Origin of the sequence: Serratia symbiotica (genome assembly GCF_000821185.2) — a bacterium.
In the GTDB taxonomy this organism is placed as follows: domain Bacteria; phylum Pseudomonadota; class Gammaproteobacteria; order Enterobacterales; family Enterobacteriaceae; genus Serratia; species Serratia symbiotica.
Map to the genome: position 1 here is coordinate 1,340,677 of NZ_CP050855.1, position 21,829 is coordinate 1,362,505.

The following is a 21,829-nucleotide window of genomic DNA, read 5'->3' on the forward strand; positions in this document are numbered from 1 at the left end:
TTCTTCTCGTGCCTGATATGAAGCTTTTTGCTGGTAACGCCACCCCGGAACTAGCACAACGTATTGCCAACCGTTTGTACACCAGCCTTGGTGACGCCGCTGTAGGTCGTTTTAGCGACGGCGAAGTGAGCGTACAAATCAACGAAAATGTACGCGGTGGTGATATTTTCATCATCCAGTCCACCTGCGCTCCAACCAACGACAATCTAATGGAACTGGTCGTAATGGTTGATGCCCTGCGACGTGCCTCCGCAGGGCGTATTACTGCCGTTATCCCTTACTTTGGTTATGCCCGTCAGGATCGGCGTGTGCGTTCTGCGCGCGTGCCAATCACGGCCAGAGTCGTCGCCGACTTCCTCTCCAGCGTTGGGGTTGATCGTGTATTAACAGTGGATCTGCATGCCGAGCAGATTCAAGGCTTCTTTGATGTCCCGGTAGATAATGTGTTCGGTAGCCCGATCTTGCTAGAAGACATGCTGCAACAGAATCTAGAAAACCCCATCGTAGTTTCTCCAGACATTGGCGGCGTAGTGCGCGCCCGCGCTATCGCCAAACTGCTAAACGATACCGATATGGCGATCATCGATAAACGCCGCCCGCGCGCGAACGTTTCTCAGGTGATGCATATCATCGGTGACGTAGCAGGCCGTGACTGTGTGCTAGTCGATGATATGATCGACACCGGCGGAACTTTGTGTAAAGCGGCAGAAGCGTTGAAAGAACGCGGTGCCAAACGCGTATTCGCCTACGCAACCCACCCAATCTTCTCCGGCAATGCGCTGGACAACATCAGGAACTCGGTGATTGATAAAGTGATCGTCTGCGACACCATTCCACTGTCGCCGGAAATCAAGGCTTTGGAAAACGTGCGTACTCTGACGCTATCTGGCATGCTGGCTGAAGCCATACGCCGCATCAGTAATGAAGAGTCTATCTCTGCAATGTTCGAGCATTAATCCGCTGCCTTTACGGCATGGTTACCCATTGTAGTAGATGAGAAAAGCCCGTTACTGTTGCTACAACAACGGGCTTTTCTCGCCATCTCAGCCCTAACCCTGCAACAATTCTCTTTTACCCTACCCTCTGATCCCGTGCGGATTTGTTAATCAATGTGACTTACGGCGCGGGTCGTCGCGGCAATGTTTATCAACGTGTTTGATCCACCAATAGCGTTCTGCTACCTGTTCACGCCCACCGATACGCGCCCCGACCAACCATATCAACGCGCCGATAAAAATGCTCATGATGGCACCCTGCGCGTAGAGCGGGGGTAAATTAAACTGTGATACTTCAGCAAGGATGGAATATCCTCCCCCACTGATCATCACCACTAGCCCTAGGCCCATAAAAAAGTTGCCCACTTTATCCACGTGTCTACGCTTCATATGCCACTCCTTAGTTCCCTGTGCCAACGGGAAAATAATGATGAGAACTGTTAACCCACATCGTTAAAGAAGTATAATTCTTAACCAAACCAGGTAATTGCGGAGGCGATCACAAATGGCAAATAAAATAGCCAATGGGATAGGGCCTAAATGACGATTAGCAAACAAATTCAGTCATTCATCTCATTAGGCTGCGTTCCGTAATTGAGCGTGACGGCATCGCAGCCCCAAAAACCCGTAATCAAGGCGGAGGAGACAGGGTATAGAGGGCTATATTCCAGCCCGACAACGCGGAGATAGGCTTTGGGGACGAAACCCCAGCGATGCTCACTGGCACAACCTGGCTATTCACCTTTAATTACGCAGCATCAGGGTTTTGTTATTCGTCACAGCGGCGGGTAGACTATGCCTTTTCCCTTATCTTGATCATGGCGAATTTCCCGATGTGCAGTATTAAATTGATAGTGGGTCTGGCGAATCCAGGCATGGAATACGCCCAAACACGGCACAACGCGGGTGCCTGGTACGTCGATTTACTGGCCCAGCGCTACCACCAGCAATTGAAGGAAGAAAACAAGTTCTTCGGTTATACCACCCGGCTGAACCTGGCGGGTAACGATGTGCGCCTGCTGGTGCCGACTACCTTTATGAACCTCAGCGGCAAAGCAGTGCTAGCGATGGCCAATTTCTACCGCATCGAGCCGGACGAAATTCTGGTGGCACATGACGAGCTGGATCTGCCCCCAGGTGTGGCCAAAATCAAGCTCGGCGGCGGCAACGGTGGCCATAATGGCCTCAAGGACATTCAGAACAAATTTGGCAACAATCCGAACTTTTATCGCCTGCGCATCGGTATCGGCCATCCGGGCGATAAAAGCAAGGTGGTGGGCTTCGTGCTCGGCAAGCCGCCAACCAGCGAGCAGGAAATGATTGATAAAGCGATAGACGAATCACTGCATTGCAGCGAAATGCTAATGAAAGACGGGCTGGAAAACGCCGTTCAGCGCCTGCACAGCTTCAAGGCAAGCGCTAAGAGCTTATCCCAGTAGGTGTACATTGTTGCAGCCAATTTGCACACCGACAGTATGCAACAACCAGAGCCGACATGGAGTACGTGAGAATGATAGGTACTGCTCAGGGCCAAAATGGCAAATAAAATAGCCTAATGGGATGGGGTCTAGTCTTATGCCAAAGTACGCGTGTTACAGCATTCTTCGCCACCCAATGGCGATAATCATCTAGCTTGTGGCTGCGGATCGGTTTAGCTTGCTTCGGCAAACGCAGTCAGCCCCCACTCACTGTTGATCTCTTCTAACCAATGAAAACCTCTGAACGGCGATCAAATGCGAATGACCGGGTAGAGTGGGAAAAAATGCCTCCGATGCTCTTACCAGGGGTTCACCAGTAATGTCAGTCAGGTAATGCGATCAAAATCCCAATCAAAACCGGCCATACCGCTACATCGGCCCATCAAACAAGCCAGATCGAGATAAACGCCTATTACGTGTATAATGTTGGCATTATTTTGCCCTTTACGCAGTCAGTCAAGCATAAAACACTGATAATTAATATATTTAAGGTGATAACAACATGGGATTCAAATGCGGTATCGTCGGTCTTCCTAACGTAGGCAAATCCACCCTGTTCAACGCGTTGACCAAAGCGGGCATCGAAGCAGCCAACTTCCCGTTCTGCACCATTGAACCAAACACAGGTGTGGTACCAATGCCTGATCCACGTCTGGATAAATTGGCCGAGATTGTCAAACCACAGCGTATTTTGCCAACCACCATGGAATTTGTCGATATCGCTGGCTTGGTGAAAGGCGCTTCCAAAGGAGAAGGTCTGGGCAACCAGTTCCTGACCAACATCCGTGAAACTGAAGCCATTGGCCATGTAGTGCGCTGCTTCGAAAACGACAACATCATCCATGTCAACAACAAGGTCGATCCGGCCGAAGATATCGAGGTGATCAACACCGAGCTGGCGCTGTCTGACCTTGACACCTGCGAACGCGCTATCCATCGTGTACAGAAGAAAGCCAAAGGCGGCGATAAAGACGCCAAAGCCGAACTGGCCGCGCTGGAAAAATGTCTGCCGCACTTGGAAAATGCCGGTATGTTGCGCGCGCTGGATCTGAGCATGGAAGATAAGGCCGCGATCCGCTACTTAAGCTTCCTGACGTTGAAGCCAACCATGTATATCGCCAACGTCAACGAAGACGGCTTCGAGAACAACCCGTATCTGGACGCCGTGCGTAAAATTGCCAAAGCCGAAGGCTCGGTGGTGGTTGCTGTGTGTGCCGCCGTGGAATCCGACATCGCCGAACTGGAAGATGAAGAGCGTGACGAGTTTATGGCTGAACTGGGCCTGGAAGAACCGGGGCTAAACCGGGTGATCCGCGCAGGTTACGATCTGCTGAACCTACAGACCTATTTCACTGCTGGTGTTAAAGAAGTGCGCGCCTGGACCATTCCGGTAGGTGCGACCGCTCCACAAGCGGCAGGCAAGATCCACACTGACTTCGAGAAAGGCTTTATTCGCGCACAAACCATCGCGTACGAGGATTTCATTACCTATAAGGGGGAGCAAGGTGCCAAAGAAGCCGGCAAAATGCGTTCAGAAGGCAAAGATTACATCGTCAAAGACGGTGACGTGATGAACTTCTTGTTCAACGTCTAATTCGCTTCTGTTGTCTCATGCGATCTCAGTGAATCGCATGAAGACTGGAAAACCCCATAAAATCCACGCGTTTGCGTGGATTTTTCTTTTCATAATGTCTCAACTCATCTAATAACAACGCAGTCAAAAATGAGTACATGGATGAGTACAATATTCTTCCATCTTCATTTTAAGTGAGTACAATAGCGGTATAAGAAATAGACAAGGCCATGTTATGCTCACTGATACGCAATGTCGCACTGCTAAGCCGAAAGAAAAACTCTATCGACTCAATGATTTCAACGGTCTCTACCTCGAAGTGAAACCCAATGGCAAAAAGGCATGGCGCTATCGGTTTAAACTCAACGGTAAATCCAGCATGTTTGCGTTGGGTGAATACCCGACGGTCAAACTTGCAGAAGCCCGCGAGAAATGCGAGCAAGCGCGTAAGCAAGTCGCAGATGGAGTTAGTCCGACACAGGCACGTCAGTTAGATAAGATCCGCAAGGTCAATGACGCATCTAACACCTTTGAGCTAATCGCCAAAGAGTGGTTGCAGATGAAAGACTGGGCCGAAATCACCAAAACGCGCCGACTGGATATGCTTGAGCGAGTGGTTTTCCCCGCCATCGGCAAACTTCCTATCAGGGAAATCACCCCGCACCACATTCTTAAAATTCTTCAGGAAACGGCTAAGCGCGGCGCTCCGACCGTTGCCGCTGAAGCCCGCCGTACCATTTCATCCGTTTTTGAGCTGGCGGTGGCGACGCTCAGAGCAGATAGCGATCCTGTCTGGCCGGTGCGTAAGGCCCTTCCGGCCAATAAGACACAGCACAAACAAGCACTGAATCCTCAGCAAATCGGAAAGTTATTAAGCTGTTTTGACAATAGTCGTGGCTCGTACCAGGTTAACTATTGCATGTGGATTATGTGGTGGACATTGGCGCGTCCTGCAGAAGCCACCGAAGCAGAATGGGCAGAATTCGATCTTGATAACGCCCTGTGGACCATTCCGGCAGCGCGAATGAAAGCCCGCAGAGAACACGTTATTCCCCTACCCTTCCAAGCTGTCAAAATGCTCAGAACACTACAGGGTTTAACCGGGCATCGGCAGCACCTTTTCCCGGGCAGGGATAATCCACTAGGTCCAATGACATCGCACTCCCTGAGCCAGCTACTTAAAAGCCTCGGCTGGAGTGGCATTTATAGCCCCCATGCAACCAGAACTACAGGAAGTACGCGTTTAAACGAAATGGGCTATCGACCTGATGCTATTGAGGCCCAACTTGCACACGCTGATACCAACAATGTTCGTCGCACATACAACCATGCAACTTATCTTGATGAGCGTAAAGTGATGATGCAGGAATGGGCTGATATGTTGGACAAATGGGTAGCAGGATTCGAGTAGAACTTACTGCACTTAGAGAACCACGAGGATAGAACTCATTCCTCAGGATCCACTTTGTGCCAGAAGCGGGCACTGTTCACAATATCGAGTTAATCATTGGAATGTTGATCGCTCCCATTGAAAAATTTCACAGTATCTAATATATCAATGTAGAGGGCTTCCCTCTTACACCTCTAAAGGATAACTATCATGGGTCTTAAACCTGGTCCAAAACCAATTGCTAAATCGACAGGAAAACCAGATCAACGTCGACGTGATAATAAAGATACTCCTGGTAATACCCCGGGGCTAAAGCCTAGTAAATCCACAGGGAAATAAAAAGCTCAGGGTATAGATGTCTTATTTATACCCTGATTACATATCCAGACAACTAAAGATGTTTCTGCAACCAGATGCGCGTACCTTCTGTTTCATACGCATTTGCACCATACCCTTTCGCAAGAAGGGACTCTGGTAAATACTCGTCATATTTATCTAAGTATTTTTCTGGAACATCTGTGGCAAGATCAAATGCAGATGGCAAGCCTGACAACAGCATTTCTTTGAGCGCGTGCTGAACGGAAGCTACACTGGAGTTATCGATTTCTATAACACCAGCAAATGAATTTGCTTTAAAACCACAACGTATGAGCAAGGCTGTAATCGTATTCACAACTTTATCCCCCATCCAGGGAATTACATAACAGTGTTGCCCACTCGTAATAAAATACTCATTTTGAAGGTCATAACGCTGAAAGTTACTACAGCCTTCCGCAAATAGGTTTCTGGCGGCAGCATCGGCATAATCTACTCTCTTGCTACCTATTGCTATGCGGTAATCACTTTCCCTATGTAGTGGTCAACTAAAACTGGCCACCGCGTTAGAGTTTTTCCAGTATCGGTTTTCCGATTCGTTTGGTGGTAACCCACCGTTATATTCATGCGGCCTGAGCGCGCTGTAATACCCAACGATATAGTCCGTTATTGCGTGGGCTGCATCGCTGAAGTTTATGTAACCCGTCACCGGTACCCATTCGTTCTTCAGACTCCTGAAGAAGCGCTCCATTGGGCTATTATCCCAGCAGTTTCCACGCCGACTCATACTCTGTCTGATCCGATACCTCCACAGTGACTGCCGGAACTGTCTGCTTGTGTAATGGCTGCCCTGATCGCTGTGGAACATCACTCCGGCTGGTTTTCCCCGGGCCTCCCACGCCATCTCCAGCGCTTTGATGGTCAGCCTGCTGTCCGGTGAGAACGACATTGCCCAGCCCACCGGTTTTCTCGCGAACAGGTCGAGAACAACGGCGAGGTAGGCCCAGCGCCTGCCTGTCCAGATATAGGTCACATCGCCACACCACACCTGATTAGGCTCTGTCACTGCGAACTGCCGCTCAAGGTGATTCGGGATAGCGATGTGTTCAAGGCCACCGCATTTATACCGATGAGTGGGCTGTTGACAACTGACCAGCCCCAGCTCTTTCATGAGCCTGCCGGCGAGCCATCGTCCCATCCTGAAGCCCTTCATGGTTGCCATAGTTGCGATACTCCTTGCGCCAGCAGAGCCATGGCTGACGCTATGCAGTTCCAGTACCTGGCTGCGTAATACAGCTCGTCTGCCATCTGGTTTTTCAGGACGGTTTTTCCAGTATTTGTAGCTGCTGCGATGAACCCCGAACACGTGGCAGAGTGTGACCACCGGATAATGCGCTCTGAGTTTCCCGATTATCGAGAACTGTTCAGGGAGTCTGACATCAAGAGCGCGGTAGCCTTTTTTAATATTTCGTTTTCCATTTCAATACGTTGTATTTTTTTCCTCAGCTCACGTATTTCAATTTGTTCAGGAGTAATGGGAGAGGCTTTAGGTATTTTTCCCTGCCGCTCATCACGCAACTGCTTCACCCATCGCGTCATTGTGGAAAGGCCGACATCCATAGCACTGGCTGCATCTGCCACGGTGTAGTTCTGGTCAACGACCAGTTGAGCGGATTCGCGTTTGAACTCTGCACTGAAATTTCTTTTTTTCATTGAAGCACCTGTAATGTCCTGAGGTGAGCATATCACCTCTGTTCAGGTGGCCAAATTCAGTGTGCCACTACAGTCATTGCCCCACAAAGTACAGATGCCCTGCGCCACATGGTTGCTGAACAGAAGAATTCTTTGCCACTTCAGGTTCAGCAATGTGTTGATGATTTGCTGGAACACATTGATCGCATTGATGATAGCATTACTGAATATGACCGAATTCTGTCCCGTATGGCAAAATCCGATCACCGCAGCCAGCCACTGATGGAACTGAAAGGGATTGGTCCCACAACGGCCTGTGCGCTGGTCGCCAGTATCGGTATGCGCATGATTTTAAAAATGGGCGTCAACTGGCCGCCTGGCTGGGGCTTACACCATCGCAGTACAGTAGTGGCCGAAAATCAAAGCATGGCAGGATAACGAAAGCGGGCGATTCATATCTGTGAACGCTTCTGGTTCAGGGTGCCCGTTCGGTTCTGATTAGCGCAGAGAAAAGGACTAGACTCATTCAGCCGTTGGGTTTGTACGTTGGTTGAGCGCAGAGGATACTGGCGTGCTGTTGTGGTCATTGCCGCCAAAAATGCGAGGCTTAGACCCCGTGAGGTATATCTGAATATTGTACAGGATATACGTATCCGTTTAACGAACAAGAGCCTCACGCACGTCTTTCATCAGGGCCTGAATCGATAACGATTCATCATGGCCGTTTATAGTACCGCAGTCTCTCCCCATTATTTTTACTGAAGTGCAGACAAGAAACCGTAAACACCGGCGTTGACATGCCGGGGAAGCCCTTATAGTACAACATTTTCCGTTTCCCAAACGGAAAATGTTTCTGTATGTATTTTAATTTAAATACCTAATTTCAATGTTCAGTGCTTCCGTATATACATATTGGGTATAAAAGCCCTGAAAAGACTGCACAATCTTTATTGCATGTATGACTAGCACCCATAGAAACGCATGCAAATGCAGGGTTTGTGGCAAGCAATGACATAAACACAAAAGTAGATAGAATTATTTTCATGAAAAACCTCGTTATTTAATTTATGTGTGTGACTTTTTAAAAAACATTCCCCTTGGTGATGGGTGAGTATTTATTTACCTGACTGTAATAGTCATAAGTTCCCTTATTAGATAACCATTACACCATATGCCTAATTTTTTTATTTTAATAGCTCTACTTAAGTACAGCCTCTCCTAATGGCGAACTAAGCATTTCCCTAGATAAAATATATACTTATTAAACATACGCACGGAGAAAACGAGTAAAGAAAATAGGGATGAGTATAATTTTAGTCATTATCAAAGATAAATTAGAGGGCACTGTTGAAAATATCGCCGCGCTGATAAACTTTGCTAACATTTTTACCAGCAATGCTAACCATGAACGTATTAAAAGACCGATATTTCAGTCGTGAAATCCATTCTGTGGACGGTACGCTGGTACTGCAAATACCGCATCAGGCTGATAGGGAGCCCGTGATCATTTCTGCAATAACACCCGCTAAACAACTTTCCGCCTGGCGAAAATCACCTGTTTTCCGTCAGGCTCTGCCCGCGATGGAAATCCAGAGCGTACACGGGGTTTGAAGCCCAGTGGGGCGGAAATGTACGTTAAAAATGTAACTATATGATTTGAATTCTATAAATACGTTACTTTGTCAATGGAGTTGCCCCTGCTAAAACGGACACGGCTAATTCACTGCTAACACGGCATCACGATATTCGCGCGGGGATTTCATGTTCAGCCCCTTACGCGGATGCAAGTTATTATAATCCTCCATCCATGCTGCCAGTTTTTCCATCACTGATATTGCATCCGGCAGGTCATTTACCTAGACGTAATCCCGCTTGAACGTCTTCACGAACGATTCTGCCATGCCGTTACTTTCCGGGCTGCATACTATACACACTATGGATCCCGGTGAACTGGCGAACGTACGCGTGGCATCGACTATGTAGCAACTGCCGTTATCGGGCAGCCATTCTACAGGATGCGGAACCATCAGTGCGTTACCGAACCGCTTCTCCAGATTTTTGTCAGCAGGTTCTGCGCCATTACATTGCTGATACCCCCGGTGGTGGCACTCCAGCAGATAGCTTCCCGATCACAGCAATCCAGGCTGAACACCACACGTACCACTTCATGTTTCCAGCAGCGGATTTCAAAGCCGTCAGAGCGCCACCGGATATCCAGTTTCAGCGTGATCACATTACCGCTATGGTTGCGGTGTTTTTTCTCATGACTCGATTTTGCCGGCAGCAGATTATTGAGTTTCATGATCCGGTATACCCGTTTTGGATTTACCCGGCGGCTGTCTTCCCCTAACTTGCGATTCAGATGCGCGGTTACCCTGCGATAGCCATTTGTCGAACATTGGCTGCATATCTGTCTGATTAATGGCAGTCATTCCTCATCCGCTTCTTTGCTGTAACGCGCAAGCCGGGGCAGTCGCTGCCCACTCAGGCGTTCACAAAGGTTAGACCGTGACACCTGCAGTACCTGCGTTATTCGGATTAGGGGATATCAACCGGTGGCAACAATGGCATGCGCGATATCAACTTTTTTGACTGTGCTATCTCCAGCGCATCGCGGAGGATTTCGGCTTCCATCGTTTTACGCCCCAGCATCTGCTCAAGTTGTTTTACCTTATTTTCCAGCGCCTTAATTTCAGCAACATTGGCAACTTCATCGCTAGCAGCGATCGCAGATTGGCCACCATCATTCACAAGTCGTTTCCATTTAAAAAGCAGACTGGGGGTCATATTGCCGGGCAACCAGAGAAATGGAATAGCCGGGCTGCATGGATAGCGCAACAAAACGGGACTTTTCTTCGGCAGTATAACGGCGTCGCTTCTGCTCGCCTGTGAGCACTTCGATTCTTCGCACAAGATACTCCTTAAACATAGGTCTATGCCTATGTTTAAGGAGTGTCCGGTTTAAATGGGAGCTACTACACATATCTTATCCGGCAACCTACCCCTTTATTTGTCGTTAACTCATATTCCTGTGAAATATACTGTGAAAAATTACATTCAGCGAAACACTCAAACATCCACAGAGTGGAAGTTACAAGGGTAAAATCAGATGCCCATTCAGCCGCCCTGAGGCTCCTTGAGAGAGAGGCAAACAGGATGACAAAAAATTATACAAGGTTACGTTATGCTTAATGACATCCAGTGCCGTTCTGCAAAGCATGGCACTATCGGTTCAAACTTAACGTCAAATCCAGCATGTTTGCGTTGGCTGAGTATCCATCTGTGAAACAAGTAGAAGCGGTGAGAAATGCGAGCAGGCACGTAAACAGATAGCAGATGGGGTAAACCCGGCACCGGCTAGTCAGTGAGATAAGATCCGCAAGGTCAATAATACATCCAACACCTTTGAGCTTATTGCCAAAGAGTGGTTGCAGATGAAAGACCGGGCGGTAATCACCAAAACATGGACTGCCCCCTGCGTTTACTGGCTGCATACCTTAATTGGTTGTAGGTAACTGCATCCTTTAGTAATTCCCGCTAAAATACGCCGTAATATCGCTATTCGGAGAACCGCCATATGCCTAAACCATGCACTCCCCTGAAGCTCAGTACCTCTATCACGTTGATGGTGTCCGCTATCATCATTTCGGTACTGCTGGTGGTGTATGTGTTGTTTTTTGTACAGATGAATGCCGAGGAGCAAAACCAATTGCGTCAAAAAGCCATGGCGATCGCTGATACATTGGCGCTTTCCTCCACGGTGGTTGATGGCCTGGAGCAGAAAGACCACAGTGGAGCGATCCAGCGCTTTGCCGAACAGGTACGTCATAAAAATGAACTGCTGTTTGTGGTGGTCGCAGATATGAAGGGTATCCGTTATTCTCACCCCAACCCCTGGCTGATTGGTCAGCATTTTATCAGCGAAGATCTGGAACCCGTGTTACATGGCAAAATCAACAGCGCAACCCATCACGGCATCTTGGCCCCAGCATTGCGAGTGCTAGTGCCAGTATACAACGCACAGCAGCAACAAATCGGCGTGGTAGCACTAGGCATCGCACTGGATACCGTTTATCAGGTGATGAGTGAAAGCCGATGGATCATCTACTGGACTATCACCTTCGCCGCGCTGATCGGCAGCTTGGGCACCTTCTTTCTGGTCAGCAGGCTTAAGCGCATCATGTTCGGTTTTGAACCCTATGAAATCGCCAATCTGTTTGAGCAACGCGACGCTATGTTACAGTCGATCAAAGAAGGCGTTATCGCAGTGGATAATCAGTCACACATCACCATCGTCAACAGCGAAGCCAAACGCCTGCTGCAACTGAGCGGTTCGGCGGAGGATCTGGTACTGGACTGTGCCAGTCAGCACTGGTTGGCTCAGCTACATCTGGAAGAGGTGCTAACCAGCGGAAAACCGCAGCGCGATCGGCAGATCAGCCTCCACGGTAGCGAACTGCTGGCTAACACCGTGGCGGTGACGGTCAACAGCCAGGTGATCGGTGCTATCGCTACCTTCCGCGATAAAACTGAGGTCAGCCGATTGATACAACGCCTAAATGGCATGGCGCACTATGCTGATGCGTTGCGCGTGCAATCGCACGAGTTTATGAACAAGCTGCACGTCATTCTTGGCATGTTACACATGAGGGCCTACCAGCAGTTAGAAAACTACATCATCAACACCGCCAGCAACTATCAGGAAGAAATCGGCGCGCTGCTGCGTAAGATCCATTCACCTGAGGTGGCAGGTTTCATTATCAGCAAAATCCGCCGCGCCCACGAGGCTGGCATCAAACTGACCCTTGATGAAACTAGCCTGCTGCCGGAAACCGACGATGTCGAAACGACCCATGTGCTAATCAGCGTATTGGGCAACCTGATCGAAAATGCCCTCGACGCCATCAATGGCGTCGAGGGGCATGAGATAAACTTGAGCTTCCACCACTATGATAATCATTTACACTGTACCGTTAGTGACGATGGGTCCGGCATAGATCCGGCGATTGCTGCACGCATCTTCGAGCAGGGATTTTCCACCAAAGGAACGGAACGCGGCATTGGCTTGGCGCTAATCAGCGGCCATTTGGAGAAACTGGGCGGCAATATTGATTTTGAGTCCGAACCAGGTGTACTGACCCAATTCTTTGTTCTTATTCCCTATCAGGCCAAGAGCTGAACACATGATTAACGTACTGATTGTCGACGACGACCTAAGGGTAGCGGAACTGAACAAATACTACCTGAGTCAGGTGAGCGGCTTTCAGTGTCAGGCGATGGTCGCCACCCTGAGCCAAGCACGCACCCTGCTGGCTGATGCCAGTGTTAGCATCGATCTGGTGCTACTAGATATCTATATGCAACAGGATAACGGTTTAGATCTGCTGCCCAGTTTGCGCAAACTGGGCGAAAAAACCGATGTGATCGTTATTTCTTCAGCCAGCGATGTGAACACGATACAAAAAGCGCTGCATTACGGCGTAGTGGATTACCTGATCAAACCTTTCCAGTTCTCCCGTTTTAGAGAAGCCCTGAGTAACTACCAACAGCAGTCGCAAATTCTGGCACAGCGCGAATTTTCGCAGGCCGATGTCGATAGTCTGCTACGACGTCAGCCCAGCCCTCAGGCAGGCAATAAACTACCAAAGGGGCTGACCAGCATCACCCTTAGCACGGTGTGTGAATGGATTGAACAGCAACATAACCATGAATTCTCAACCGATAACCTGGCCAATGCCATCGGTATCTCGCGGGTTTCATGCCGCAAATACCTGATCTATCTCGCGGAGATCGCCATTCTCAGCACGCGCATTCTGTATGGGACTACTGGTCGGCCAGTGTATCTGTACCAACTAAAGCCGGAAGCGATCGCGGTGCTGCAAGAATTCTGCCGGCCAACATAGTGAACAGACGTATAGAAAAACCCGCAGGATGGTAAAGAATCATCGGGTAGCCAACACTCGTCCATAACTTTTTCATCCAAACAGCCCTAACTTGTCGCAAAACCGTACAGCATGAAGCTAGCACCAGGTGTACTATTTGACGTCAACTACTCTGACCACCCAGAGCCTGCCCATAAATCTGTGTAACTGCCAACGTATTAAAGGTGATCGTTTAGAGGGTCACCGAACTCGATAATAAAACGAGAGTATTAGAAATACTGTGTCATTCAAGTCAATATACAATTAAAAAGGAATGACACATGTCTTACCCCTTCGATTTCAACAAAGCGCTTAATGTGATGACGTTATAGTTGCGACACAGAATGATGAACGCTCTCGATAAAGGCCGGTATCCGGCCTTTCAACACTGCTCAACTCGCTTAGACCAGTTCGATCACCTCAAAGCTAGTTTCACCACTCAGGTCAGCGTTGTAATCAACACCCGCTAGGCCAAAGCCGAACAAGCGCAGGAAATCTGCCTTATAGCCCTGATAGTCCGTCAGTTCATTGATGTTATTATCATTGATCCGCGCCCAGATTTCACGGCAAGTGTTTTGCACATCGTCACGCAGTTCCCAATCATCCAAACGCAGGCGATGCTTCTCGTCAGTTTCTGGCACTGTGCCAGTGTACAGTTTGCTGGCGAACAAACGCTGTACCTGCTCAATGCAGCCTTCGTGAATGCCCTGTTCCTTCATGATTTTGAACACGATAGAAATGTACAGCGGCATAACTGGGATCGCAGAAGAAGCCTGGGTAACGACTGACTTCAGCACGGCAACATAGGCGGCCCCACTTTTGGCTTTCAGCTTCTGATCGATGGCTTGTGCTGCGCGATCTAGATCTTCTTTCGCTTTACCCAAGGTGCCATGCCAATAAATTGGCCAGGTCAGATCAGTGCCAATGTAAGAATAGGCAACGGTCTGAATGTTGTCCGCCAGCACGCCAGCTTCATCCAGTGCGTCCATCCATAGCTGCCAATCCTGACCACCCATCACCTTGACGGTATCGGCAATTTCCTTCTCGTTGGCTGGCTCGACGACGGCTTCCACCAGCACATCTTTGTTGGTGTCCAGCGCCACAGATTTATAGGGTTCGCCGATAGGCTTTAGTGCAGAACGCACCACTTCACCGGTTTCTGGCATTTTGCGCACCGGGGAAGCCAATGAGTAAACCACCAGATCAATTTGCCCCAGATCCTGTTTAATTAGATCGATAACACTTTGGCGGCATTCATTGGAGAACGCATCACCGTTAATGCTTTTTGCGTATATGCCTGCTTCTTTGGCGACCTTGTCAAAACCGGCAGAGTTGTACCAACCAGCAGAGCCTGTTTTGCCTTCGCTACATGGCTTTTCAAAAAATACGCCGATGGTGGCCGCACCGCTGCCGAATGCAGCATTGATACGAGAGGCCAGCCCATAGCCAGTAGATGCACCAATAACCAGCACCTTCTTAGGCCCATTTCTCAGTTCGCCGCGTGATTTCACGTAGGCGATTTGCTCACGGACGTTGGCTTCACAGCCTGCCGGATGAGCCGTAGTGCAAATAAAACCACGAATTTTAGGTTTGATAATCATAGTATTTTTTCTTGGTAGCTAAAACCGAAGGCTAATATACCTGATTTTCTCAATATACTTAAGATGGACACACGGCATAATCGAAACAAGCACCCTGAACAGGCTTTATTGAATAAATCGAATTTTTAGGAGATTGGCGGCTCTGATCGCTAAAGTCGCTTCAGCATCGGGTTCCCATGGCAAAGCAAAAGTTTAAAATCACCAACGGGTCCGCCTACAACAACGCACTCAGGCAGCGCGATGACGGTATGGCTTGATGAATCTGCCATTGCTGCATGGACTGACAGTGCACAGCCTGAAGGTCGTGGCCGACCGCTTCACTACACCGATATGGCTATCACCACGATCCTGATGATGAAGCACGTGTTTAACCTGTCGCTCCGGGCATTGCAGGGCTTCGTTGACTCGATTTTTAAGCTGATGGGGCTGTCGTTGCGCTGCCCGGATTACTCTCTGGCCAGCCAGGCGAGCAAAGACCGTTAACATCAACACAAAAACGCCAACCCGTGGCGAAATCTCGCACCTCGTCATTGACGCTACCGGTCTGAAAGTCTTCGGCCAGGGGAATAGAAAGTCCGGTAGCATGAGGCTGACAGGCGCAGAGTAGGGCGCAAGCTTCATCTGGCCACAGACAGTGCGACACATGAGATTATCTGTGCCGATTTATCGCTCAGCGGAACGACAGATGCACTGGCGCTGCCGGGACTGATTAACCAGACCCACCGGAAAATCAGGGAAGTCTCGGCAGACGGCGCTTATGACCCCCATTACTGTCATGATACGTTGCTGAGGAAAAAAATCAGGCTGCTTATCCCACCACGAAGCGGTGCGCAATACTGGTGCGATAAGTACCATGAGCGTAACCACGCCGTGGCGAATCAGCATCTGAGCGGCAGCAATGATGTCTGGAAAAAAGAAAGTGGGCTATCACCGTCGTTCAGTGGCAGAAACGGCGATGTTCCATATAAAAATAAAAATCTTACTGGGTGGTCATCTGAGCCTGCGGGACTAAGATGCGCAGGTGGGTGAAGCGAGGGCGATAGTCAATGCTCTGAACCGGGTGACGCTGTTGGGTATGCCGGACAGCACCCGGATCGCGTAACGGGTGTACCGGCGGAAGCCATCCTGTCCGCTAACTCTAATTTATTCAACAAAGCCCCATGAACAGGCCAGTTAAAAGGCGTTGTAGCAGCGAGGTTCCCTCTCGACAGAATCAGCTTTCATCAGCTAATACGGCTGAAAAGTTAGCTGGCAATCCCCCAACGTTTGACAAGTTCTAATAACGGTAGAATATGTGGATGTGTGTAAAAAAGTGCACACTGTTGCAGAGTAAAGAGACGGATAGAAGATTTCATCAACCACGCGATAACTAATTAAATTATATAATAAAAAAATACCGAATACGATTCCTATATTCGGTCTAGGGAAATGGCTCCTGGGAGAGCCATGCGCTAAAAGTTGGCGTTTAGTGCATAATTTATCCAGTCATACTGCACTAAGCGTAGCCTAGCACACTATTTTTGCCAGCTATCAGCCTGACGCGTGATAATTTCATAACGGAATAAATATCTCGTCAATCATCAGCACCGAGGCAACTCACTCATCATTAAGCGCTTAATTAACGCACAGTTGCTTGGCACGGTTACGGAATGGCACTAGGCTCATTTTATGGCCGGGATTGGCAGTGTCATCAAGCAGGATCACGTCCAGCGATTGAGCGTGTTGCCGCCCCGCTTTCACCTGCGCTTGAGCGGCTTCATTGAGCGGATATTGCATCAGGGTGCTGTTGTTGAGCACAAATAGAGCACCACCACTGCGGCACTGTAGCATCACCTCTTCTTTAGTGAACGCCCACTGCTTGCCGTATTCCAGCTTAGTGATGTTCACCAGCTTGTCTGCCGCCAGCACGTTGGTCGCGGTTGCCAGCAGCGTAATACCCAGTAATATCGATTTCATATGATGGCCTTATGGTTGCTGTTCGACTCGATTTTCCCGCAGTTCACCAGCATCCGGCAAGCCGTAATCTCACTCGGTGTGTCAGTAAAAATTAGCCAAGATGTGGTTTCGGGTCGCTTCAGCCGCCAATTTTCACCTTGTCGTTTCCTCGCCGATGATTTTGATGCCGCAGGGAGATTGCGTTTGACGCCTACAGAGACGTTAACCACTGAGGGTACGGACCAACAAACAGCATGAATACGTGAAAAGTGGGCAAGATCAGCAATAAGACCGCACCTCAGGTGATTACCGGTGGCGCGGTTTTCAGAAAAAAAGCATCAAACTTGGCCGTTGCCGTTTACGCCAGCAGTACTCATTTTCTTTAGATCTTTGTCGATAAAGAACAAACTTTTACCGCTGTTGCCTACCAGTGCCAGCTTATCCAACACGGATTTGAAGAGTTTCTCTTCCTCGTGCTGCTCGGCGACATACCACTGTAGGAAGTTGAAAGTGGAATAATCGTGAGCAGTCATGGCCGCATGCGCCAGTTCGTTGATCTGACGGGTAATTAGCTGCTCGTGTTCGTAAGTTTGCTGGAATACGTCCGCCAGGGATTCAAACTCAACCGGTGGTGCAGCGATAAAACCTAACAGCGGCAAGGAGCCGGTATCGCTCAGATAGTCGAACAAACGCTGCATGTGCTGCATCTCTTCCTGAGAATGCTCTTTAAGAAACGCTGCAGCACCTTCAAAGCCATTGTCGCTGCACCATGCGCTCATTTGTAGGTACATGTTAGCGGAGTAGAACTCTAGATTCAGTTGTTCATTCAGCTTTTGGGTCATTTCTTGCGTCAGCATAAAGATTCCTTTTTTTCCAGGTGGTAAATTTAATTTCGCTCATTATGCATTGGCAAATAAAAAATAAAAACACCTTATTTATAATACGTTTCTATTTAATTTTAAATAAATAAAAATCAATGCATTATATAAAATTACACCGCTTAATTCGTTATGATAATCATTGCTATCTGCATTCAATGAAATAGCGAATCGTTCTTATTTAGAAAAAATAAATTACATTACTATTCTAACGATAATTAGCCCTGCCAGCGCAGTAGGCTTATTTCTCCGGCACATCCGGCTTGCCAAGCACCGCCTGGTGCATTACCTTCTGCTCAGATTCAATGCGGCAATGGTAAGGAGCATAAGATGAGTTACAATTTGGCAGAACTTTCCAAAGAAGATATGGACAAGGTGAACGTAGATCTTGCTGCTTCCGGCGTGGCATTCAAAGAGCGTTATAACATGCCGGTGATCCCAGACGTGGTAGAGCGCGAACAACCGGCTTACCTGTATGGCTATTTCCGTGAGCGCGTGGCGTATTATCGCATCGAGTCGCATAAGTTTTCACGCCTTCCCTACGAACCAAAATCCAAATGATAAAAAAACCCGCCGTTCAGGCGGGCTGGTAGGTCACTCGACGGCGAACCGGTCAATATCCCATACCATTTGCGTTCAATTGCCGGGCTGACCAACACCACCCGCTAGCCGCAGCATACAGGGAATACGTGAGGATGGTGAGCACTGCCTAGATCTAAAACGGCAAATAAAATAGCCAAATGGGAGAGGTTCTTATTCTAGCAATGCCAGAATAAAGGCATACTCCAGCGCAATATCCCTATAACCTTTGAAACGCCCGGATTTACCACCGTGCCCGGAATCCATATCGGTATACAGCAGCAGTTGGTGATTGTCGGTTTTTAGCTCGCGCAGCTTTGCCACCCACTTGGCCGGTTCCCAATATTGTACTTGCGAATCGTGCAGGCCGGTTGTGACCAGCATATGCGGGTAGTCCTGCGCTTTCACCTGATCGTATGGGCTGTAATGCTTGATATAATCATAATACGCCTGCTCATTCGGGTTACCCCACTCGTCATACTCGCCGGTAGTCAACGGGATCGATTCGTCCAGCATGGTGGTCACTACATCGACAAACGGCACCTGTGCCACTACGCCATGGAATAGCTGCGGTGCCTGATTAATCACCGCGCCTATTAGCAGGCCGCCAGCGCTACCGCCCATGGCGAACACCTGTTTGGCATTGCCGTAACCCTGTGCGATCAACGCTTCCGTCACGTCAATAAAATCATTGAAGCTGTTCTGCTTATTGAATAATTTACCGTCTTCATACCACCACTGGCCCAGTTCACCGCCGCCGCGTATATGTGCCAACGCGAAGACAAAGCCGCGATCCAGCAGGCTCAGGCGGCTGGCGCTAAACGCGGGTTCCATATTGCTGCCATAGGAGCCATAGCCATACACCATCAGCGGATTGCCACCGTGACTGAAACGATCCTGACGGTAGACCAACGAAACCGGCACCTTGTTACCATCACGCGCTATTACCCACACCCGCTCGCTACGATAATTTTTCGGGGTGAAATTTTTCACCTCCTGCTGCTTGAGCATTACCCGTTCACCACTGTCCAAATTAAGTTCGTACTGTGTGGCCGGGGTGGTCATCGACGAGTAGCCGTAACGCAACAATGCAGTCTCTGGATCTGGATTGTACGCCAACCAGGTGGTGTAGGTTGGATCGTCGAAGGCGATGCATTTTTCTTCTCCGCTCTGCCGATGGATCTGACGCAGCAGGGTTAGCCCCTCGCAGCGCTCTTCCACCACCAGCCAGTCACGAAACAGACTGAAGCCCTCCAGCATTACCTCGGTGCGCGGGGTGATCAGCGTTTGCCACTGCGCCTCATCCGCCTGCGCGCTCTGATATAAACCAAAGTTTTTGCCGTCTTTGTTAGAACGGATATAGAAATGCTGCTGGTAATGGTCAATAACGTATTCGTGTTCTTTTCGGCGCGGCACGAAGACACACGGTGTACTATCGGCGCGGTCGGCGTCCAGCAGCAGGACTTCTGAGGTAGTGGTGCTGTTCATATGGATCAGAATAAAACGTTCGGAGGTGGTTTTTCCCAACCCTACGTAGAAAGTATCATCCCGCTCTTCATAGATCAGTTCATCCTGCTGCGGATCGGTACCCACCACATGGCGGTATACCTGATAAGGCAGCAGCGTTTTAGCATGCTTACGTACGTAATACACGCTGGAGGAATCATTAGCCCACTCGAAACTGCCAGAGGTATTTCTCAGTACTTCATTGGCCCAACTACTGTCGCTCAGGTATTTGAAACGGATGTCATACTGCCGACGCGACAGGAAATCTTCTGCCACTCCCAACATGAGGTTATCAGGGCTGACGTCTAACCCACCCAGAGTATAAAACTCACTTTTCTCAGCTTGCTGGTTACCATCCAACAGTGTGTCCCACCGCTCACGCTCTGCTTCCGGCTGGCGCACATAAATGGCATATTCATTGCCCGGTTCGTAGCGGGTCTGGTAGCGGTATGCGTTTTTGACATAGGGAACAGAATGATCCTGTTGAGGAATGCGCGCCACCATCTCTTCATACAGCGTTTCGCGTAGAGCTTGCTGCGGCTTCAGCATCGCCTCTGTATAGGCATTTTCCGCCTGTAGGTAGTCCAGTATCTGCTGGTCTGCACGTTCGTCGTCACGCAGCCAATAATAGTCATCCACGCGCGTGTCGCCGTGAATGGTAATGGGATAAGGGCGTTTTTCGGCCTTGGGGGGGATCATCATCGCTACGTCATCCGCTGGCTTTAATTTAGGCAAGAGTGACACGATTACCCCCAACTTGCCAAGCAACGCTAAGCGAGCACGCGCTTTTTCTCGCTGACAACACTGCTCAATGCCACGGTGCCTTAATTTTCACGCTTCGGGCGTTTCTTCATCCTGCGCGTATTCCGCCAGTTCGTCACGCATCGTTTGGATGGCTTCACGGGCGAGCTGCGCGAGCGTGCGATAAAAATCACTGGTAGCGTGCGCAGTCAGCTTGCCGAGGAAGCGGTCACACCAAGGGAGCAGGTACTCATCGAACAAGGTGATTTGCGCCTGAACTTCATCTTCCTGCGACTGATCTTCCAGCCAGGAGGCGGCCAGCAGCAGCGAGCCAAAATGATCAGCCGGGGCCTCGCCTAATGGCATACCTCGCTGCTGCAAGAAGGTGCGCACTTGCGCTTCGCTCGCACCGGCAACATAGTCAGAGCGGAACGGCGGCACACTACGTTCGCTGCCGATAAACATGGCGTTGAAGTCGCCAGACAACAGCTTGACATCGCAGCCCCGCTGTAGACGTACCAGCAATTCATCCTGCTCCAGTGGCCAGTGCTGCTGCAATTTGCCTGCCTGGATCAACGTGAACAACGGTGCCAGCAGCGGATCCTGCGGCTGGCGGTAGAACAGCGTACCCAGCACACGGCAGACAACGGAAAACTCATTCATGATGATGCCTTATACCATGCAGAAAAATTTGCCGGGACGATGTCACAAATCAGTCAATTTCGCAATCGCTGTCTACGCTTTGCCGACCTCATAGCCCGGCGATGCCACAATCTTTGTTAATAACCGTCAAGTAACACCTTTCCATTCAGCGATATATCTATAGTTGCAGGCAGGCGGCAACGCAGCGACAAATCGGCTGGGAACCGATTTGAACGGCGCTTGCACGGGGCCACAGGCTGAACCTCAGCGAGTTCGTGGGGATGGTGACAATACTCTTTCATCTGACGGCTGGTGCCCCAACCAGGCATAGACAGCGATTTATCGCTCGGTAAATCAGCAAATTGCTGCAACTTTGGCTAATCAATTCGGTGAATGTCACAAGGGGGTTGACGCTGGCAGCGGATTATCCTACATTAGCGCACGTCAAAAGCACGAAGCGTTATCGATGATAAAACGGTGAGGTGTCTGAGTGGCTGAAGGAGCACGCCTGGAAAGTGTGTATACGCGAAAGCGTATCGAGGGTTCGAACCCCTCTCTCACCGCCATTTTCAACAAAAAAGCC

Annotated in this window: 15 protein-coding genes, 1 tRNA gene and 5 pseudogenes; 12 read left to right on the top strand and 9 right to left on the bottom strand. The window is 49.4% G+C overall.

The window, feature by feature from the left end; translation table 11 throughout:
- Window positions 1-8: 8 nt before the first annotated feature.
- The gene (gene prs, locus SYMBAF_RS06730; protein ID WP_040265794.1) at window positions 9-956 is read left to right on the top strand and encodes a ribose-phosphate diphosphokinase; all 948 of its coding nucleotides are present in this window, start codon (window positions 9-11) and stop codon (window positions 954-956) included.
- A 150-nt stretch (window positions 957-1,106) separates the two neighbouring features.
- Here prs and ychH read toward each other — a convergent pair whose 3' ends face one another.
- Window positions 1,107-1,385: a stress-induced protein YchH gene (gene ychH, locus SYMBAF_RS06735; protein ID WP_040265792.1), complete on the bottom strand. Its 279-nt coding sequence runs from the start codon at window positions 1,383-1,385 to the stop codon at window positions 1,107-1,109.
- Window positions 1,386-1,828: 443 nt separating this feature from the next.
- Between ychH and pth the strand changes: the two genes are divergently transcribed.
- The 3 genes from pth to SYMBAF_RS06750 all read left to right on the top strand — a co-directional run bounded on the left by pth (window position 1,829) and on the right by SYMBAF_RS06750 (window position 5,457).
- Window positions 1,829-2,434, top strand: coding sequence for an aminoacyl-tRNA hydrolase (pth, locus tag SYMBAF_RS06740; protein WP_006708112.1), 606 nt, complete (start codon window positions 1,829-1,831; stop codon window positions 2,432-2,434).
- 541 nt (window positions 2,435-2,975) lie between these two features.
- Window positions 2,976-4,067, top strand: a complete 1,092-nt coding sequence (gene ychF / locus SYMBAF_RS06745) for a redox-regulated ATPase YchF (RefSeq protein WP_040265789.1) — start codon at window positions 2,976-2,978, stop codon at window positions 4,065-4,067.
- Between the two features lie 214 nt (window positions 4,068-4,281).
- Entirely contained in the window at window positions 4,282-5,457 is a 1,176-nt protein-coding gene (locus tag SYMBAF_RS06750) for a tyrosine-type recombinase/integrase (RefSeq protein ID WP_040265787.1), read from the top strand.
- 370 nt (window positions 5,458-5,827) lie between these two features.
- On the opposite strand, the pseudogene SYMBAF_RS06755 reads toward SYMBAF_RS06750, so the two are convergent.
- A pseudogene (locus tag SYMBAF_RS06755) lies at window positions 5,828-6,292 on the bottom strand (DEAD/DEAH box helicase); the annotation flags it as partial.
- Window positions 6,293-6,295: 3 nt separating this feature from the next.
- Window positions 6,296-7,464 (bottom strand): IS3 family transposase gene (locus SYMBAF_RS06760; protein WP_152609001.1). Its coding sequence is split into 2 segments (ribosomal slippage): window positions 6,296-7,215 and window positions 7,215-7,464, totalling 1,170 coding nucleotides; the frame shifts between segments, so codons are not numbered across the junction.
- 72 nt (window positions 7,465-7,536) lie between these two features.
- Here SYMBAF_RS06760 and SYMBAF_RS06765 point away from each other — a divergent pair.
- Both SYMBAF_RS06765 and SYMBAF_RS06770 read left to right on the top strand, forming a co-directional pair.
- Window positions 7,537-8,151: pseudogene (locus tag SYMBAF_RS06765) on the top strand (IS110 family RNA-guided transposase); the annotation flags it as partial.
- A gap of 696 nt (window positions 8,152-8,847) precedes the next feature.
- Window positions 8,848-9,054: a hypothetical protein gene (locus tag SYMBAF_RS06770; protein WP_152609145.1), complete on the top strand. Its 207-nt coding sequence runs from the start codon at window positions 8,848-8,850 to the stop codon at window positions 9,052-9,054.
- Between the two features lie 104 nt (window positions 9,055-9,158).
- Here SYMBAF_RS06770 and SYMBAF_RS06775 read toward each other — a convergent pair.
- Window positions 9,159-10,354: pseudogene (locus SYMBAF_RS06775) on the bottom strand (IS3 family transposase).
- Window positions 10,355-10,656: 302 nt separating this feature from the next.
- Here SYMBAF_RS06775 and SYMBAF_RS17615 point away from each other — a divergent pair.
- The 3 genes and pseudogenes from SYMBAF_RS17615 to dcuR form a co-directional block, all read left to right on the top strand.
- Window positions 10,657-10,907 (top strand): annotated as a pseudogene (locus SYMBAF_RS17615) (integrase arm-type DNA-binding domain-containing protein); the annotation flags it as partial.
- A gap of 113 nt (window positions 10,908-11,020) precedes the next feature.
- Window positions 11,021-12,622, top strand: coding sequence for a sensor histidine kinase (locus tag SYMBAF_RS06780; RefSeq protein ID WP_040265784.1), 1,602 nt, complete (start codon window positions 11,021-11,023; stop codon window positions 12,620-12,622).
- A gap of 4 nt (window positions 12,623-12,626) precedes the next feature.
- Entirely contained in the window at window positions 12,627-13,346 is a 720-nt protein-coding gene (gene dcuR, locus SYMBAF_RS06785; RefSeq protein ID WP_040265782.1) for a two-component system response regulator DcuR, read from the top strand.
- Window positions 13,347-13,765: 419 nt separating this feature from the next.
- On the opposite strand, the gene fabV is transcribed toward dcuR, so the two are convergent.
- The gene (gene fabV / locus SYMBAF_RS06790; protein ID WP_040265780.1) at window positions 13,766-14,965 is read right to left on the bottom strand and encodes an enoyl-ACP reductase FabV; all 1,200 of its coding nucleotides are present in this window, start codon (window positions 14,963-14,965) and stop codon (window positions 13,766-13,768) included.
- 176 nt (window positions 14,966-15,141) lie between these two features.
- Here fabV and SYMBAF_RS06795 point away from each other — a divergent pair.
- Window positions 15,142-16,067: pseudogene (locus SYMBAF_RS06795) on the top strand (IS5 family transposase).
- Window positions 16,068-16,579: 512 nt separating this feature from the next.
- On the opposite strand, the gene SYMBAF_RS06800 reads toward SYMBAF_RS06795, so the two are convergent.
- Both SYMBAF_RS06800 and ftnA read right to left on the bottom strand, forming a co-directional pair.
- On the bottom strand, window positions 16,580-16,921 hold the full coding sequence (locus SYMBAF_RS06800; RefSeq protein WP_006707994.1) for a YebY family protein: 342 nt from the start codon (window positions 16,919-16,921) through the stop codon (window positions 16,580-16,582).
- Window positions 16,922-17,238: 317 nt separating this feature from the next.
- Complete coding sequence (gene ftnA, locus SYMBAF_RS06805; RefSeq protein ID WP_040265777.1) at window positions 17,239-17,757, bottom strand: non-heme ferritin; 519 nt, start codon at window positions 17,755-17,757, stop codon at window positions 17,239-17,241.
- Between the two features lie 351 nt (window positions 17,758-18,108).
- On the opposite strand from ftnA, the gene SYMBAF_RS06810 reads away from it, so the two are divergent.
- Entirely contained in the window at window positions 18,109-18,339 is a 231-nt protein-coding gene (locus SYMBAF_RS06810; RefSeq protein WP_040265776.1) for a DNA polymerase III subunit theta, read from the top strand.
- Between the two features lie 192 nt (window positions 18,340-18,531).
- On the opposite strand, the gene SYMBAF_RS06815 is transcribed toward SYMBAF_RS06810, so the two are convergent.
- A complete protein-coding gene (locus tag SYMBAF_RS06815; protein WP_040265774.1) occupies window positions 18,532-20,565 on the bottom strand; it encodes a S9 family peptidase in 2,034 nt (677 codons plus the stop codon).
- 129 nt (window positions 20,566-20,694) lie between these two features.
- The gene (locus SYMBAF_RS06820; RefSeq protein ID WP_040265773.1) at window positions 20,695-21,267 is read right to left on the bottom strand and encodes a TorD/DmsD family molecular chaperone; all 573 of its coding nucleotides are present in this window, start codon (window positions 21,265-21,267) and stop codon (window positions 20,695-20,697) included.
- A gap of 455 nt (window positions 21,268-21,722) precedes the next feature.
- Here SYMBAF_RS06820 and SYMBAF_RS06825 point away from each other — a divergent pair.
- Window positions 21,723-21,812 (top strand) — tRNA-Ser (locus SYMBAF_RS06825).
- Window positions 21,813-21,829: the final 17 nt, after the last annotated feature.